Source organism: Caulobacter sp. SRI_008 (assembly GCF_057586355.1).
In genome coordinates this window covers 35,003-48,122 of the sequence record NZ_JBYCZS010000005.1, presented here as the reverse complement: position 1 = coordinate 48,122, position 13,120 = coordinate 35,003, and the positions used below count along the sequence as shown (strand labels likewise).

At 68.5% G+C, this 13,120-nt stretch carries 11 protein-coding genes; 3 read left to right on the top strand and 8 right to left on the bottom strand.

Going from position 1 to position 13,120, the window contains the following annotated elements; genetic code table 11:
• Window positions 1-23: 23 nt before the first annotated feature.
• Window positions 24-1,898, bottom strand: coding sequence for an ABC-F family ATP-binding cassette domain-containing protein (locus tag AC2YHT_RS06125; protein WP_487288696.1), 1,875 nt, complete (start codon window positions 1,896-1,898; stop codon window positions 24-26).
• A gap of 89 nt (window positions 1,899-1,987) precedes the next feature.
• Between AC2YHT_RS06125 and ndk the strand changes: the two genes are divergently transcribed.
• On the top strand, window positions 1,988-2,407 hold the full coding sequence (gene ndk / locus AC2YHT_RS06120; protein WP_058350417.1) for a nucleoside-diphosphate kinase: 420 nt from the start codon (window positions 1,988-1,990) through the stop codon (window positions 2,405-2,407).
• Between the two features lie 272 nt (window positions 2,408-2,679).
• On the opposite strand, the gene AC2YHT_RS06115 is transcribed toward ndk, so the two are convergent.
• The 3 genes from AC2YHT_RS06115 to purM form a co-directional block, all read right to left on the bottom strand.
• Window positions 2,680-2,979 (bottom strand): GIY-YIG nuclease family protein, encoded by a 300-nt coding sequence (locus tag AC2YHT_RS06115; protein ID WP_487288694.1) that lies wholly within the window; start codon window positions 2,977-2,979, stop codon window positions 2,680-2,682.
• Between the two features lie 243 nt (window positions 2,980-3,222).
• Window positions 3,223-3,804, bottom strand: a complete 582-nt coding sequence (gene purN / locus AC2YHT_RS06110; protein WP_487288693.1) for a phosphoribosylglycinamide formyltransferase — start codon at window positions 3,802-3,804, stop codon at window positions 3,223-3,225.
• Window positions 3,804-4,841 (bottom strand): phosphoribosylformylglycinamidine cyclo-ligase, encoded by a 1,038-nt coding sequence (purM, locus tag AC2YHT_RS06105; protein WP_487288838.1) that lies wholly within the window; start codon window positions 4,839-4,841, stop codon window positions 3,804-3,806. Before purM ends, purN begins: the two co-directional genes overlap by 1 nt.
• Before the next feature lie 125 nt (window positions 4,842-4,966).
• Between purM and rnd the strand changes: the two genes are divergently transcribed.
• Both rnd and AC2YHT_RS06095 read left to right on the top strand, forming a co-directional pair.
• On the top strand, window positions 4,967-6,136 hold the full coding sequence (rnd, locus tag AC2YHT_RS06100; protein ID WP_110121262.1) for a ribonuclease D: 1,170 nt from the start codon (window positions 4,967-4,969) through the stop codon (window positions 6,134-6,136).
• Between the two features lie 354 nt (window positions 6,137-6,490).
• Window positions 6,491-8,074: a response regulator gene (locus AC2YHT_RS06095; protein ID WP_487288692.1), complete on the top strand. Its 1,584-nt coding sequence runs from the start codon at window positions 6,491-6,493 to the stop codon at window positions 8,072-8,074.
• A gap of 6 nt (window positions 8,075-8,080) precedes the next feature.
• Here AC2YHT_RS06095 and AC2YHT_RS06090 read toward each other — a convergent pair whose 3' ends face one another.
• The 4 genes from AC2YHT_RS06090 to hdaA all read right to left on the bottom strand — a co-directional run bounded on the left by AC2YHT_RS06090 (window position 8,081) and on the right by hdaA (window position 13,068).
• On the bottom strand, window positions 8,081-8,350 hold the full coding sequence (locus tag AC2YHT_RS06090) for a hypothetical protein (RefSeq protein WP_487288691.1): 270 nt from the start codon (window positions 8,348-8,350) through the stop codon (window positions 8,081-8,083).
• A gap of 116 nt (window positions 8,351-8,466) precedes the next feature.
• The gene (locus tag AC2YHT_RS06085; protein ID WP_487288690.1) at window positions 8,467-9,954 is read right to left on the bottom strand and encodes a Ppx/GppA phosphatase family protein; all 1,488 of its coding nucleotides are present in this window, start codon (window positions 9,952-9,954) and stop codon (window positions 8,467-8,469) included.
• A 96-nt stretch (window positions 9,955-10,050) separates the two neighbouring features.
• Complete coding sequence (locus AC2YHT_RS06080; protein ID WP_487288689.1) at window positions 10,051-12,279, bottom strand: RNA degradosome polyphosphate kinase; 2,229 nt, start codon at window positions 12,277-12,279, stop codon at window positions 10,051-10,053.
• Window positions 12,280-12,372: 93 nt separating this feature from the next.
• Complete coding sequence (gene hdaA / locus AC2YHT_RS06075; protein ID WP_487288688.1) at window positions 12,373-13,068, bottom strand: DnaA regulatory inactivator HdaA; 696 nt, start codon at window positions 13,066-13,068, stop codon at window positions 12,373-12,375.
• Window positions 13,069-13,120 lie beyond the last annotated feature (52 nt).

The following is a 13,120-nucleotide window of genomic DNA, read 5'->3' as shown; positions in this document are numbered from 1 at the left end:
TGACGTTTACCGCGAGTGGGCCCTTAGCCCTCGGCTTCCGCCAGCTGCTCGGCCAGCTCCATCCACGCGGCCTCGGCCTCGTCGAGCTTGGCCTTGGCGTTGTCGCGGCGCTTCTCCAGTTCGGGAACCTTGGCCGGCGTCTTCACATAGAGTTGCGGGTCGGCCAGCTGGGCTTCCAGTTCGGCGAGATCCCGGGTCTTGCGGTTCAGCACCTGCTCGGCCGCCTCGACCTTGCGGCGCAGCGGCTCGATGGCGACCTTCTTGGCGGCCGGGGCGGACGCCGTCTCGGCCTTGGCCGGTTCGCGCGCCACCTGGGTCGGCTTCACGGCCTGCTTGGCGCGGTCGAGCACGAACTTGGCGTAGTCGTCCATGTCGCCGTCGAAGGGCACGACCTTGCCGTCGGCCGCCAGCCACAGGCGGTCAGCCACCAGCTCCATCAGCGAGCGGTCGTGGGTGATCAGCAGCACCGCGCCCTCGTAGTCGTTCAGGGCGTCGAGCAGGGCCCGGCGGCTATCGATGTCGAGGTGGTTGGTCGGTTCGTCGAGGATCAGGACGTGCGGGGCGTCCATGGCCACCAGGTTCAGCAGCAGGCGCGCGCGCTCGCCACCCGACAGGTTGGCGACCGTGGTCTCCTGCTTGTCGAAGTTCAGGCCCCATTGGGCCAGGCGCGAGCGGCGCGAGGATTCGCTGGAGTCCGGCATGGCCCGGCGGACGATCTCCAGCGGGGTGTCATTGGGGTCCATCGCCTCGATCTGGTGCTGGTGGAACCAGCCGACCTTCATCTTCTTGTCGCGGTGCAACTCGCCGGTCTGGATGTCGAGCGCGCCGGCGATCATCTTGGCGAAGGTCGACTTGCCCGCGCCGTTGACGCCGAGAAGACCGATGCGGTCGTCCAGGTCCATGCGCAGGTTGAGGTTCTTGAGGATCGCGCGGCCCTGCTCGTAGCCGACATTGGCCTTCTCCAGCCGGATAAGCGGCGGGGGCAGCGGGCGCGGCGGCGAGGGCAGGGTGAAGGGCGCGACGCGCTCCTCGATCGTGGTGGACACCGGCTCCATCTTGGCCAGGCGCTTCATCCGCGACTGCGCCTGGGCGGCCTTGGAGGCCTTGGCCTTGAAGCGGTCGACGAAGGATTGCAGGTGGGCGCGCTCGGCGTCCTGCTTGGCCTTGGCCGACAGTTGCAGGCGGGCCTTCTCGGCGCGGCGCTTCTCGAAGTCGTCGTAGCCGCCGGTGTAGAGCTCCAGCTTGCCGCCGGCCAGGTGCAGCATGTGCGTACAGCTGTTGTTGAGCAGTTCGCGGTCGTGGCTGACGATCAGGGCGGTGTGCGGATACTTCTTCAGGCGCGCCTCGAGCCACAGCGCGCCTTCGAGGTCGAGATAGTTGGTCGGCTCGTCGAGCAGCAGCATGTCGGGCTCGGCGAACAGGGCGGCCGCGAGGGCGACGCGCATCCGCCAGCCGCCCGAGAACTCGCTCATCGGCCGTTGCAGGTCTTCCTGGGTGAAGCCCAGGCCGGCCAGGATTTCCGAGGCCCGCGACGGCGCCGAGTCGGCGTCGATCTCGATCAGCCGGCTCCAGATCTCGCCCATCTCCTCGGGATCGGCGGTCTCCAGCCGGGTCAGCAGGTCGTGACGCTCCTCGTCGGCCTCAAGCACGGTGTCGAGCAGGGTCACGGGCGTGGCCGGGTGCTCCTGGTCCACCGAACCGATGCGGGCGTTCTTGGGCATGCTGATCTCGTCGCCGGCGGCGACCAGGTGGCCGAGGATCAGCTTGAACAGCGTCGACTTGCCCACGCCGTTGCGGCCGATCAGGCCGACCTTGGCGCCGGGAGGCAGGCTGACGGTCGCCTTGTCGAAGAACCGGCGTCCCCAGGCGTCGAAAGTAAGTTCGTTGATCTGAAGCATGTTGGGAACGCGGGGTTGGCGGGGAGGAGGCGCCCGGCTATAAGCCCGCAACCTCCCAATTCACAAACTTTCTCTGTGAGATTTTCGGAATGACCGAACGTACCTTCTCGATCCTGAAGCCCGACGCGACCCGCCGCAACATCACCGGCAAGATCAACGCCGTGATCGAGGAAGCCGGCCTGCGCATCGTCGCTCAACGCCGCGTCCACCTGACCGAAGCTCAGGCCAAGAAGTTCTACGAAGTGCACGCCGAGCGCCCGTTCTACGGTGAACTCGTCGCCCAGATGACCGCCGAGCCGGTCGTCGTGCAGGTCCTGGAAGCCGAAGGCGCCGTGGCCAAGTACCGCGAAGTCATGGGCGCCACCAACCCGGACAACGCCGCCGAAGGCACCATCCGCAAGCTGTTCGCCCTGTCGATCGGCGAAAACTCGGTCCACGGTTCGGACAGCCTCGAGAACGCGGGCATCGAAATCGCCCAGTTCTTCACCGACGCCGACATCGTCGGCTAAGGCTTTCGAGCTTTAGAATTGCGAAAAGGCCGGCGGGGCGACCCGCCGGCCTTTTTGTTTGGGGGGTCTTTCTCGCTGGGCTCTTGCTTCTCGCCACCCCTCCAACCGCCTTCCTCGCCCTCGTGGCGAGGATCCATGGTGGGGCGTTCTCAGAACTTGACGGTGAAGCTCGGCGCTCCGCGCAAGGTCTGATCCTTCTGAGCAGGCGGACGCATGGGTCCTCGCCACGAGGGCGAGGAAAGCAGATTTAAGTGCGGTCTAAAGCGGCGCCGCTACGCCAGCCCCGGATAAAGATCATCCCAGAACGGATTCGTCCGCTCGATCAGATTGATCTTCCACTGCCGTGGCCAGCGCTTGAGTGACCGTTCCCGCTGGAACGCCGTGGCCATGTCCTCGTGGGATTCATACCAGACCAGCCGCTTGAGGCCGTACTTCTTGGTGAAGCCTGGGATCAGTCCCTCCCGATGCTCCCAGGTCCGGCGAGTCAGATAGCCTGTCGCGCCGATGTACAGCGTCTTCAACGGCTCGTTGGCCATGATGTAGACGGCGATGTAGCGCTCTTCGCTCTGCATTAGGCGAGCGTGGATCGAAGGCAAAAAAGAAGGCCAGCGGAAAAGCCGACGTTTTCGTCTCGCTTAGCCCTCAACCGCCTTCCTCGCCCTTGTGGCGAGGATCCATGCCGGAGCCTTCTCAAAAATTGGAGGAGGAAACTGGGCGGTCAGCGCCTGTCCGGACGCAACTGAGCTGGCGGACACATGGATCCTCGCCACAAGGGCGAGGAAAGCAAAGAGGTGGAGGCGAGAGCTGGGGACCCCTCAAAGCCCCCGCACGAACTGCGCCAGCACCGCCGGATAGAGCCTGTGCTCTTCCTTCAGCACCCGCGCCGCCAGGGCGTGATCGTCGTCGCCAGCCTCGATCGCCACCCGCGCCTGGCCCAGGATCGGACCTTCGTCCACCCCGGCCGTGACCAGGTGCACCGTGCAGCCGGCCTCCGCATCCCCCGCCGCGATGGCCCGGGCGTGGGTGTCGAGGCCTGGATACTTGGGTAGCAGGGACGGATGGATGTTCAGCATCCGGCCTTCCCACGCGTCGACCAGGAAAGGCGTGAGGATCCGCATGTAGCCGGCCAGGGCGATGACCTCGATCCCGCGCTCACGCAGGGCCGCGTCGACCGCGCGCTCGTGGGCCTCGCGGTCCTTGCCGAACGGCTTGCTTTCGACGCACAGCGCCTCGATCCCGGCCGCTTCAGCGGTGGCGAGCCCACCGGCGTCAGCTTTGTTGGCCAGCACCAGGGCGATCTCGAACGGGCAGTCCGGAGCCTGGGCGGCGCGGACCAGGGCCTCCATGTTGGAGCCCCGGCCCGAGATCAGGGCGGCGACCTTGGTCCGCGTGGCCATTAGGCGGCGGCCAGTTGGCCGCAAACAAACGCGTCTTCGCCGGCGTTGAGCAGGGCGGCGAGCACTGGCTCCACGTCGGCTTGCGCGACGATCAGGATGAAGCCGACGCCGCAGTTGAACGTGCGGCGCAGTTCGTGGGCGTCGATCTGGCCAACCTCCTGCAGCCACTGGAACACCGGCGGCAGGGCCCAGGCGTTCCAGTCGAACTGCGGGATCAGGCCCTCGGCGATGCAGCGCGGCGGGTTCTCGATGAGGCCCCCGCCGGTGATGTGGGCGCCGCCCTTGACCCGGCCCGACTGAAGCAGCGGCAGGATCGACTTCACATAGATGCGGGTCGGGGCCATCAGGGCCTCGGCCAGCGTCTTGCCGTCTTCAAACGGGCAGGGGGCGTCCCAGGCCAGGCCCGAACGCTCGACCACGCGTCGCACCAGCGAATAGCCGTTCGAGTGCGGACCCGACGAGCCGATGCCGATGATCACGTCGCCGGCCCGCTGCTTGTCGAGCTTGGGCAGGACGCCGTCGCGTTCGACGGCGCCGACCGAGAAGCCGGCCAGGTCGTATTCGCCGTCATTGTACATGCCCGGCATCTCGGCGGTCTCGCCGCCCACCAGGGCCGCGCCGGCCAGCTTGCAGCCCTCGGCGATGCCGGCGACCACGCTCTTGGCGGTCTCGACGTCCAGCTTGCCGGTGGCGAAGTAGTCCAGGAACATCAGCGGCTCGGCGCCCTGCGCCAGCAGGTCGTTGACGCACATGGCCACCAGGTCGATGCCGACGGTGGCGTGCATGCCAGCGTCGATAGCGATGCGCAGCTTGGTGCCGACGCCGTCGGTCGTCGTAACCAGCAGGGCGTCCTCGTAGCCGGCCGCCTTCAGGTCGAACAGAGCGCCGAAGCCGCCGAGGCTGGCTTCCGCGCCGGGGCGGCGGGTCGCTTTCGCCAGCGGCTTGATGGCGTCCACAAGGGCGTTGCCGGCATCGATGTCGACGCCCGCCTGGGCGTAGGTCAGGCCGCCGGCTTGGTCGGTCTTCGGATCGCTCATCGGGTCGCTCATCTGTGGTTCCAGGCCCTTCGCGGACCCTCTCGGGCGCTTTGGGACAGAAAAGTGGCTGCTCCGCAACGCTTGACGCTTGCAGACTCGGGGGTGCGCGAGGCTATTAGCAGCCGATGACGCCGATCACCACCACCGCCGCGCTGGCGGAGTTCTGTAATGGTTTGAAGGGGCAGCCCTTCATCGCCGTGGACACCGAGTTCATGCGCGAGACCACCTATTGGCCCAAGCTCTGCTTGATTCAGGTCGCTTCGCCGTCTTCGGACGCCGTGATCGACCCGCTGGCGGACGGCCTCGACCTCGAGCCGCTGCTCGAACTGATGCGCGACGAGACCCTGCTCAAGGTGTTTCACGCCGCCCGTCAGGACGTCGAGATCTTCAACAATCTCAAAGCGATGCCAACGCCGCTGTTCGACACCCAGGTGGCCGGCATGGCCGCGGGTTTCGGCGAGCAGATCGCCTATGACGCCCTGGTGCGTCAGATGTTGAAGATCGAGATCGACAAGTCGAGCCGCTTCACCGACTGGGCGCGCCGCCCGCTGACCGACGCCCAGCTGGCCTACGCCCTGGCCGACGTGACGCACCTGGCGCGTCTGTTCCCGGTGCTGCGCGATCGCCTCCAGGAATCGGGCCGCCTGGCCTGGGTCGAGGAGGAGATGAAGGCGCTCAGCGATCCGGCCGCCTATGACGTCGATCCGGAAAAGGCCTGGCGCCGCCTGCGTCCGCGCAAGACCCAAGCCAAGTACCTGGCCGTGTTCAAAGCCGTCTCGGCCTGGCGCGAGCGCACCGCCCAGCAGCGCGACCAGCCGCGCGGCCGCATCCTCAAGGACGAGGCCATCGACGAACTGGCCACCCAGGCTCCGACTTCGCTGGACGGCCTGAACACCCTGCGCGGCGTGCCCAAGGGCTTCGGCGGCAGCAAGTTCGGTCCCGACCTGCTGGCCGCGATCAAGGCCGCCCTGGCCGATCCCGAGGGCTACGCCCCCGTGGTCGACAAGCCCGGCCCGCCGCCGCCGCCCTCGGCCGGCGCCGTGGTCGAGCTGCTGAAGGTTCTGCTCAAGGCTCGCGCCGAAGAGGCCGGCGTGGCGTCCAAGCTGATCGCCACCGTCTCGGATCTCGAAAAGATCGCCGCCGACGACGAGGCTGAAACCCCGGCCCTGCAAGGCTGGCGTCGCGACGCCTTCGGCACGGACGCCTTGAAGATCAAGCGGGGCGAACTGGCCCTGGTGCTCGACGGGACCAAGGTCCGTGTCGTCGAGGTTCGCCGGGCTCCCCGCCCGGCCTGATACCGTCGTTCCGGCGGCGCGACTCAAAAGGGGTTGCGCCGTCGCCGACCCGGCGCGAAGAGCAAGCGCTGCTTTTGTGCAAGACGGCACAGCGGCCATTTGGCCGACATGTTTTGACAAAATCATCGTGACCTCCGGGCGCTATAAGGGCGTCGCGGAGATGTCGGCCGTGGGGACGGCCGAAGACTGGGGATTTAGGTCGAGTTGGCGTACGCGGAACAGGATCCGTGGCTGGTCAGGGCCGCGCGTAGTTATGCAAGACCGGCAAAGGCCCTGCGGCAGCAGATTCCTCTGCGTCTCTTTGTCATCGCGATGGTCTGTGCGGCGATCGGCCTGGCGCCGCGCTTTTCCTTCATGCTGCCTTGGGCGTTCGCCTGTCTCGCGGCGCAAGGTCTCCAGGCCGTGGCCCTGCGCGGCTTCGAGGGAAATCCGGGCCGCTGGGTTCTCGCCTGTCTGGGCGCCGACTTCCTGCTGGCCGTCGCGTTCGGCTGGCTGGCGGTGCCGCTGTGGCGAACGGGCCTGCCCGCCGGCGCGGCTGGCGGCGCTCTGCTTCTGGCCGGCTCGGTGATGACCGCTCTGATGGGGGCCAAGGGGTCGCGAATGGCCTTCGCGGTCACCGCCACGCCGCATCTGGCCTATCTCTTCATCTCGCCGGTCCTGGCCGCCAACCACGAGGACGTGGGTGTGAAGGCCTTCCTGATCGGCGGCGGACTGATGGTGCTGGTCACATCGCTGGTTTTCGGCTGGTCGCGCCAGACCCTGATGGCCGAGCGCGAGGCGAGGACGGCCGCCGAGATCCGCCGCGAACAGGCTGTGGCCGCCGACGCCGCCAAGAGCGCCTTCGTCGCCATGGTCAGCCACGAACTGCGCACGCCGCTCAGCGCCATCCTGGCCGGGGCCGGCGAGATCGCCCGCACTTCCCGCGGCCAGGCCCGGGGCAAGGCCGGTCTGATCGCCGACGCCGGCGTGATGATGCGGGCCCTGCTCAACGACCTGCTCGACCTGTCGAAGATCGAAGCCGGCCGCATGACCGTCGAGTCGATCGACTTCGCGCCGCGCCTCCTGATCTGCGACACCCTGCGGTTCTGGCGCGCCGAGGCCCGAGACAAGGGGCTGGCGCTGCGCTTCACCGGCGGTCGCCACCTGCCGCGCTGGATCAAGGGCGACCCGGTGCGTCTGCGCCAGGTGCTCAACAACCTGCTGTCCAACGCCATCAAGTTCACGCCCGAGGGCCGGATCTGCGTGGCGCTGGAGATGACCCCGCGCGCCGAGGGCGGGCTGCTGCTGACCCTGGCGGTCACCGACACCGGGCCGGGCCTGGGTCCGGAACAGCTGGCGCGGCTCTTCACCGCCTACGACCAGCTGGGCGCCGACACCGCCCGAACCTTCGGCGGCACGGGTCTGGGCCTGGCCATCAGCCGCGATCTGGCCCGCCTGATGGGCGGCGATCTCGCCGCCGAGCCGGTCGAGGGACCCGGGGCGCGCTTCGTACTCACGTTGCCGGCCCCGGTCGGCGAGGAGCCGCCCGCGCCAGAGCCGCTGGACGCGTCCGCCGACGGTTTCGACGACGCGCCGGCCGTCCTGGTGGTCGACGACCACGAGATCAACCGCCGCACCCTGGCCCAGGTGCTGGAGGCCTTCGGCCTGGATGTCACCCTGGCGGCTGACGGCGAAAGCGCGCTGGTTCTCGCCGGCGAGACGCGCTTCGACGTGGTGCTGATGGACGTCAACATGCCCGGCCTCGACGGGCTGGACACCACCCGCCGGCTGCGCGCCGACGGCCTCAACCAGCAGACGCCGGTGGTGGCGGTGACCGGCGCGGTCAGCCCGGCCGAGATGGCCGCTTGCCGCGCGGCGGGCATGCAGGACTTCGTCGAGAAGCCGTTCGAGGTCGCCGCCCTGCACGCCGTCCTGGTGCGGGTGCTGGGCGCCGCCTAGGCGACGTCAGCCCACCAGGTGGACCACAGCCTGGCTGGCCGCCAGGCCCAGGGCGCCCAGCACCACCAGGTGATAGGCCGCGCCGAGCAGGACGGTCCGCTTCACCGACCAGCCCTCCTTGGCGCCGAACGCGGTCGCTACGTCCTGCTGCAATCGCCTGGCGGGGCTTTCGACGGCCTTCGAGCCGGCATTGGCCAATCGTACGATGTCGCCCCGTGGCGGGCTCGAAGGCGCTTGAACCTGGTCCTGATGTTCGTAGGCGACTTGCTTCTGCATGCCGGCTTTCTCCCCGTGCTTAGACGAGGAGCTTCAGCTTGGCGTGGCTAACAAACCATGCTCGCGGAACGTCGTTCCGCCTGCGGCGCGCTGTCGCGGCCTTCAGACAGGAAAGCCTAGAGCGGCGCGATCTTCAGCTTCAGGCTCAGCACCTGGGCCAGGGTCGAGGCCCGCTTGGCGGTCTGTTCGCCCAGCAGCATGGCCGCATAGCCCTCTTCGGCCGACAGCTGGACGTCGCTCTTGTCGATCGTCAACCGTGAGCGCGACAGCAGGGCCGGGCTGCGGCCCGACAGGTCACAGCCTAGCCGGATGGCCGCGCCCAGGGCCCGGGCGCGCTTGATGCGGGCGGGGCTGAGCAGGCGTTCCAGCACGTCCAGCTCCGGCGGCGTGAAGGCCGTGGCGTGGCGGGCGAAGGCGGCCGCCGCCAGGAAGGCGCGTTCGGCGTGGGTCTGGCCGGCGATCGGGGCGCGCAGCACCTGCTCGAACACCAGATCAGCGCGATGGTCGGGGTGCAGGCGGGCGCCGAGGTCGGCCAGGCGGCAGGCGGCCGCCGTCAGCACCGCGTCGCGGCCGTCGAACAGCGGCTCCAGCTTGTCGAAGGCCGGCGTCAGCCAGGTCTGCAGGGCCACGCCCAGGTCGTCGGCCACGCCCTGGCGGGCCGTCAGCGAGGCGCAGCCTTCGATCAGCGGGTCCAGGCCACGCACGCGCGGCGGCATGGCCTCGAACAGCAGGCCCTCGCGCACGCCGAAGGCCGAGATCTCGATGCGCTTGAGATCTAGGCGCTCGATCAGGCTTTCCAGCACGATGGCGGCGTAGGGTAGGGTCTCGATCCGCTTCTTGGACATGCCCTCGATGCGTTCGAGCGAGCTTTTCGACTGGTGCGACACCAGGCGCGCGGCCTCCAGGGCCTCGACGCGGCCGATCTCGTACTGGTGCACCACCTGCAGCGGGTAACCGGAAAGCCGCATGTGCAGCAAAGCCAGGTTCCGCCAGGCGCCGCCGACGGCGTGGAAGGTGTCGGCCTTGAAGGCCTCGGCCACGGGGGCCAGGCGCTGGGCGGCCAGGCGGCGCACGCGGTCGGCGTCGAAGCCTTCGGTCAGGCCCAGGCTGAACGGCCCCAGCGGCAGGGTCACGCCCTGGCCGGCGCCGGTCGTCTCCAGCCGCACCAGCTCCAGGCTGGCTCCGCCCAGGTCGCCGACCACGCCCGTGGCGTCCGGCGTTCCGGCCAGCACGCCGAGCGCGGCGTAGCGGGCCTCTTCCTCGCCCGACAGAATACGGATCGAAAGGCCCGTCTCTTCCAGCACCCGCTTGACGAAGGCCGGACCGTCGGAGGCCTCGCGCACTGCGGCGGTGGCGGCGACGAAGGTCTCGGCCGGCTGCACGGCCTTCAGCACCGCCTTGAAGCGCTTCAGCGCCGCCATCGTCTGGGTGACGCCATCAGGGGCCAGACGGTTCTTGGAGCCGAGTTCGCGGCCAAGGCCGGCGAGCACCTTCTCGTTGAACACGGTCCAGATGGCGCGGCCTTCCAGCCGGTACACCACCAGGCGCACCGAGTTCGAGCCGATATCGATCACGGCCGCGTCGCGCGGCGCCGAGAGGGGCATGAGGCTGGTTTAACGCATTCGGCGCTCAGGGGAAGCGGCGGCCTTGGACGAAACCGTCACGAAAGCCGTCGCTCCCCAGGTTTTGGGCGCCGGATCCTAGCGCTTGCGCTTCGGACCCACGTGGTCGAAGGCCCGCGGCAGGTCCTGCACGTGATGCCCGCGGCCCGACAGGCTGGGGTTGGTCATGAAGTATTCGTGGGCCGAGAAGGCGCCCTTGCTCTCCCAGGCCGGATCGCGGGCGTAGTGGCCCTCGCTGTCGAGGCGCCAGCTCTGGGCCTCGTCATTGAGGTTGGCGACCATGATCTGGCTCAGCACCTGCTGGTGCACGGTGGGCGTCTCGACCGGCACCAGGCTTTCCACCCGGCGGTCGAGGTTGCGCGGCATCCAGTCGGCCGAGCTGATGAAGGCCCGGGTCTGGGCGCTGGGCATGTCGGCGCCGTTGGCGAAGGCCACCACGCGGCTGTGCTCCAGGAAGCGGCCGACGATCGACTTGACGCGGATGTTCTCCGACAGTCCGACAATGCCCGGCCGCAGGCAACAGATGCCGCGCACGACCAGATCGATCTGCACGCCGTCCTGGCTGGCGGCATAGAGGGCGTCGATGATCTGCGGATCGACGACGGCGTTCATCTTGGCCCAGATGCCGGCCGGCTTGCCGGCGCGGGCGTTGGCGGCCTCGGCGGCGATCATCGCCAGCAGGTCGGGCTTCAGCGTCTGGGGCGAGAACGACAGCTTCTCCAGCGCGCCGGGTTGGGCGTAGCCGGTGATGAAGTTGAACAGCTTGCCGCCGTCGCGACCCATGGCCGGATCGCAGGTGAACAGCGAAAGGTCAGTATAAACCCTCGCCGTCTGCGGGTGATAGTTGCCGGTGCCGAAGTGGCAGTAGGTGCGCAGGGACTCGCCCTCGCGCCGCACCACCACCGACAGCTTGGCGTGGGTCTTCCAGTCGACGAAGCCGAACACCACGTGCACGCCAGCCCGCTCGAGGTCGCGCGCCCACTTGAGGTTATTTTCCTCGTCGAAGCGCGCCTTGATCTCCACCAGGGCGGTGACGTTCTTGCCGTTGTCGGCGGCCTCGATCAGGGCCGCCACGATCGGGCTGTCCTTGGAGGTGCGGTACAGCGTCTGCTTGATCGCCAGCACATTGGGATCGCGGGCGGCCTGGCGGATGAACTGCACCACCACGTCGAAGCTCTCGAACGGGTGGTGGACCAGGATGTCCTTCTCGCGGATCGCCGCGAAGCAGTCGCCGCCGTGGTCGCGCACCCGCTCGGGGAAGCGGGCGTTGTAGGGCTTGAACTTCAGGTCCGGGCGATCCGGCGGGATCAGCTCGCTCATCTGGGCCAAACCGAGCTTGCCGTCGACCAGCACCACGTCCTCGGGTTGGGCGCGCAGGCCCTCGGTGATGAACTCGCGCAGGTCGGCGGGCATGGTGGTCTGGATTTTCACCCGCACCACGCGGCCCAGGCGGCGCTTCTTCAGGCGCGCCTCGAACTCGCGCACCAAGTCTTCGGCCTCTTCCTCGATCTCCAGGTCGCTGTCGCGGATCAGGCGGAACAGGCCCCGGCCCTCGACCTCGTAGCCGGGGAACAGGTGGTCGAGGAACAGGATGATGAAGCTTTCCAGCGCCACGATCTTGCGTTCGCGCTTGCGGCCCTTCAACGGGCCGGCCGAAAGCTCCCAGAAGCGCTGCACCTGGTTGGGGATCGGCGCCAGGGCGTAGAGGTGCTTGTCGTCCGAGATCCGGCGCAGCTTCAGCGCCAGGCAGAAGCCCAGGTTCGGGATGAACGGGAACGGGTGGGCCGGATCCACCGCCAGCGGCGTCAGCACCGGGAAGATGCGCGACTTGAAGATCTCCTCGGCCCGCTCGCGGTCGGCGCCGACGATGTCCTTGGCGTCCAGCAGCTTCAGGCCCTCGGCCCACAGCTCGGCGCGCACTTCGCGCCAGATCTTCTGCTGCTCGCTCATCAGCTCGAAGGCCGAGGCGTTGATGCGGGTCAGTTGCTCGCCCGGCGTCAGGCCGTCCTGGCTGACCACGCGCACGCCCTCGCGCACCTGGCCCTTCAGGCCGGCCACGCGCACCATGTAGAATTCGTCGAGGTTGTTGGCGCTGATCGACAGGAAGCGCAGGCGTTCCAGCAGCGGGTGGCGCGGGTTGGCGCTTTCCTCGAGGACGCGCTGGTTGAAGGCCAGCCAGGAGAGCTCTCGGTTGAAGAACCGCTCGGGCGCGGCCAGCAGGTCTTCGTCGAGCACGAGGCGCGCGCGATCCTCGGGCGCGGTCTCCACCTTGTGAGGGGCGGGCGCGAGGGCGGCGGCGTCGGTCATCGTCTACTCCAGGGCAACGGTCCGCATCGTGACCGAGCCTGATGACAGCCGCAAGACAAACGCCGTTTCTTCAGGCGGATCGAGGTGTTCGGCTCAGTCCTCGAAGCTGTCGTCGTCGCCGAAGGCCAGGATCTGGGCGGCGAAGGCGCGGGTGATTCCGCGACCGCTTTCCGACGCCGCCTCGTCCAGCAGCGCCACCAGGGCCACGGCCTCGGGCGCGCTGCGCGGGATACGGCGCAGCAGGAAGGCGTAGACGTCGTCGGCGGGGCGGATCAGGCGGTCGGCGAAGGCGCGGCGCAGCACGGCCTCCAGCACCACGTCGTCGGGCTCATCTATCAGGGCCGCGGTCAGGGCGTTGAGACGCGAGCGCAGGTCCGGCACCACCGTCTGCCATTCCAGCGGCGCGGTCTGGGCCGTCAGCAGCAGGCTGCCGCCGTCGACCCCGGCCATGTTCAGCAGGTGGAAAAGATCTTCGTCCGAGACCACGCCGCCCAGGGCGCGGCGGTCGGCGTCCTCGACCAGGATCGGCCGGCCGCGCAGGGCGGGCAGGTCCAGCGGCGCGAGGTTGGGATCGGCGGCGTCGATGATCACCGCGCCGGCCTGGGCGGCCCAGGCGCGCGCCAGGTGCGTCTTGCCGCTTCCCGACGGGCCGATCAGGGCCAGGCGGCCATTGGGCCACGCCGGCCAGGCGTCGACGGCGCGCACGGCGTCCTCGTTGGCCGGCGAGACGGCGAAGTCGTCCCGCTCGAAGCTGGGCGGACGTTCCAACGGCAATTTCAGCTGGCTCAAGGTCGGGGCGAAGTCACATGGTGAATGGGTTGGCAAGCTATAGGCGGCTGGG

Bases quoted from the DNA above. Each gene is read 5' to 3' on its own strand.
- AC2YHT_RS06125 (WP_487288696.1), bottom strand. From the start codon at position 1,898: ATGCTTCAGATCAACGAACTTACTTTCGACGCCTGGGGACGCCGGTTC.
- ndk (WP_058350417.1), top strand. From the start codon at position 1,988: ATGACCGAACGTACCTTCTCGATCCTGAAGCCCGACGCGACCCGCCGC.
- AC2YHT_RS06115 (WP_487288694.1), bottom strand. From the start codon at position 2,979: ATGCAGAGCGAAGAGCGCTACATCGCCGTCTACATCATGGCCAACGAG.
- purN (WP_487288693.1), bottom strand. From the start codon at position 3,804: ATGGCCACGCGGACCAAGGTCGCCGCCCTGATCTCGGGCCGGGGCTCC.
- purM (WP_487288838.1), bottom strand. From the start codon at position 4,841: ATGAGCGATCCGAAGACCGACCAAGCCGGCGGCCTGACCTACGCCCAG.
- rnd (WP_110121262.1), top strand. From the start codon at position 4,967: ATGACGCCGATCACCACCACCGCCGCGCTGGCGGAGTTCTGTAATGGT.
- AC2YHT_RS06095 (WP_487288692.1), top strand. From the start codon at position 6,491: ATGCTGCCTTGGGCGTTCGCCTGTCTCGCGGCGCAAGGTCTCCAGGCC.
- AC2YHT_RS06090 (WP_487288691.1), bottom strand. From the start codon at position 8,350: ATGCAGAAGCAAGTCGCCTACGAACATCAGGACCAGGTTCAAGCGCCT.
- AC2YHT_RS06085 (WP_487288690.1), bottom strand. From the start codon at position 9,954: ATGCCCCTCTCGGCGCCGCGCGACGCGGCCGTGATCGATATCGGCTCG.
- AC2YHT_RS06080 (WP_487288689.1), bottom strand. From the start codon at position 12,279: ATGACCGACGCCGCCGCCCTCGCGCCCGCCCCTCACAAGGTGGAGACC.